We start from the raw sequence: 2,554 nt of genomic DNA on the forward strand, positions 1-2,554 counted from the left end.
GGGGTCTGGTGAAGGCCAGCCCTGATCGTACGGTGTCACATCCGCGCACAGCCGACAATTGGCGAACGAGCCAGCGGCGGCTTACGCCCGGGTGAGGACGCCGGCCAGCGCGTCGCGGGCCGAACGCGTCACCTCTGCCACATCGTAGCTGGTCAGCTCGCCGGCACGTTTCAGCACCCGGCCGTCGGCGAGCACGGTTTCGACGTTGCCGGGGTGCGCCGCGGTGACGAGCAGCCGGGCGGGATCGGTGAGCACGCCGAGGTTCGGGGCGTCGACGGAGACGACGATGATGTCCGCGCGCTTGCCCGGCGCCAGCGACCCGGTCACCGCGCCGAGCCCGAGGGTCCGCGCGCCCTCGATCGTCGCCAGCCGCAGCACGTCCCGCGCGGTCAGCGCGAACTCGTCGTACGCCTGCGCGTTGGCGCAGCCCTGCGTCACCTTCATGATGGCGAACATGTCGGCGTTGCCGGACAGCATCGTGGTGTCGACCGACAGCCCGGTCGGCACGCCCGCCGCCAGCAGTGCGCTGGTGACCGGCTGCCCGTAGCCGATCTGCAGCTCGGTGAACGGGGACACGCTGGCCGGGGCCTGGTGCTCCGCGGCCAGCGCGATCTCCTCGGCCGAGGCGTTGTTCAGGTGGATGACCTGCAGGTCGGGGCCGAGCAGCCCCTCGGCGGCGTAGGTCGTCAGCTGCCCCGCGGCGTGCCGCGGCCCGCACGCGTGCACCGAAACCGGCAGCCCGAGGCCGCGCCCGGTCTCGATCTCCTCGCGGTAGAGCGCGGGTGCCACCCGCATGGCGGGGTTGCTGCCGCCGGTGCCCCGCCAGGCCATGCCGAGGTGGATGCGGCCGCCCGCGCCGTAGGCCGGCCACGCCGACGCGACCCGGGCGAGATCGTCCAGGGCCATCAACCGGTCGTTCTGATGACCGGTTTCGTAACCGAACGAAAAGCGCGCCCGCAGCCCGGACTCCGACAGCGCCCGCAGCCCGGCTTCGGCCCAGTCGATCCCGCGGATGTTGTGCGCCCAGTCGTGCACCGTGGTGATCCCGGCGTCGATCGCCTCCGCGCACGCGAGCCGCGTCCCGGCGTAGGTGTCTCCGGGGAGGAAATGCCTGCCCAGCGCGACGCATGTGACGAAGTAGCCCGAACGGGCGCGGCCGTCTCCGTCAGGCCGGCCGTCTGACAGCCCGCGGAGCAGCGTGTTCCACATGTGCCAGTGGGTGTCGACGAGCCCGGGCGCCACGATCTTGCCGGCCGCGTCGATCACGTCCGCCCCCTGGGCGTCGAGGCCGGTGCCGATCGCGACGATCTCGCCATCGCGGACGTGCACGTCACCGCCGGGGATGTCGCCGGCGGAATCCATCGTCAGGACGTAACCGCCGCGAATAAGGACGTTCCCGTCCGGCACGGACGCGCTCGGTGTCATGGCCGCAGCTTAGTTGTGCCTGCTGATTTCCGGGGTTGCCGCGTCTTCGGCAACGTCGCCGGCCGTGTCTGCGGAACCTGGGCTGTCCCTGAAGACGACCCAGCGCATCATGCAGTACAGGTAGGCGGCCTCGCACAGCGCGGCGATGACGCGGGCGAGCTCGAAGTAGACGCCGACGGCGGCCAGCAGGTCGGTGAGCCCGAGCACGAAGATCAGGTAATTGCTCACGCTGACCGCCACGAAGAGCGGCAGCTGGGCGCCGACCGCGGCGCGCGACCGGAAGTTCAGCACGCGGTTCGCCGCGTAGCTGGTCAGCGAGGCGGTCCCGTACGACACGGTGACCGCGACCGGCAGCGGCCAGCGCAGGACGCCGTGCGCGACGGCGAGAATCGACAGGTCGAGGAAGAAGGTGCACAGGTTGATGAGCAGGTAGCCGAGGAGGCTCGGCGCGACCACCCGGGACAGCCCGAACGGGAGCCTGTGGGCGACCGCCGTCATTGCCGCGGCGAACCGCGCTCGGTGGGCCACGGTTCCATTGTGCCGTGCGCCGGCGCCATGCCGGGCGGCGGCGTGTGCGCCGGGGCGCCAGGGCGTTAGTCTCTGTGGCACTTGTGAAAGCAGTCACACGGTGGTGTCGGGTAGGTGACGAAACGATCTCGTGAAGCACCGATGGAAGCGGGCTTGTGGTTGTGTGCGTTGACGTTACGTGGGTAGCGCTGGCAGTTATCAGCGCCGTTCTCGCAAGCTCACGGAGTATGATCGCTAGGGGTCGACGGTGGGTCTGGCGAATTCCGTGACACGTGTTCGAGCGAATGTCTGTCCGTGTGTCCGTGCATCTGTGTATCCGTGCCAGGAGGATATGAATGGCCGTCATGGTGGACCCGCCGCAGCGCGACAGCGCTGACGAGCGATCTGCCCAGGCGGCCACCGCGGAACTGCGGACGATAACCACGATTGCCCCTGCGGTTGTCCCGCCCGCGGCGCCGGCCCAGGCGCCGGGTTCGCCTCCGTCGCCTAAGCTCGCCGAGCCGCCGATCCCTGGCGGGCACGTCGAGGCGCTGATGGGGCGGCTCATCCGGGTGCTCGCGCACAGCCGGCTGGCCCGCCCGCTGCCCGCGGTGACGCTGAG

General features: G+C 70.5%; 3 protein-coding genes. 1 reads left to right on the forward strand and 2 read right to left on the reverse strand.

Features of this window, described 5'->3' with window-relative positions; translation table 11 throughout:
* Window positions 1-81: 81 nt before the first annotated feature.
* Window positions 82-1,425 (reverse strand): amidohydrolase family protein, encoded by a 1,344-nt coding sequence (locus WA805_RS22340; protein ID WP_422289060.1) that lies wholly within the window; start codon window positions 1,423-1,425, stop codon window positions 82-84.
* Between the two features lie 9 nt (window positions 1,426-1,434).
* Complete coding sequence (locus WA805_RS22345; protein WP_422270616.1) at window positions 1,435-1,953, reverse strand: GtrA family protein; 519 nt, start codon at window positions 1,951-1,953, stop codon at window positions 1,435-1,437.
* Between the two features lie 335 nt (window positions 1,954-2,288).
* Here WA805_RS22345 and WA805_RS22350 point away from each other — a divergent pair.
* Window positions 2,289-2,554, forward strand: a 266-nt coding sequence (locus WA805_RS22350) for a hypothetical protein (RefSeq protein ID WP_425243308.1), incomplete at its 3' end; no start/stop codon positions are given.

The sequence above is a fragment of the Trebonia sp. genome (assembly GCF_049794275.1).
GTDB lineage: Bacteria > Actinomycetota > Actinomycetes > Streptosporangiales > Streptosporangiaceae > Trebonia.

Excerpts from the sequence above, each read along its gene's own strand:
- WA805_RS22340 (WP_422289060.1), bottom strand. The coding sequence starts at position 1,425 with ATGACACCGAGCGCGTCCGTGCCGGACGGGAACGTCCTTATTCGCGGC.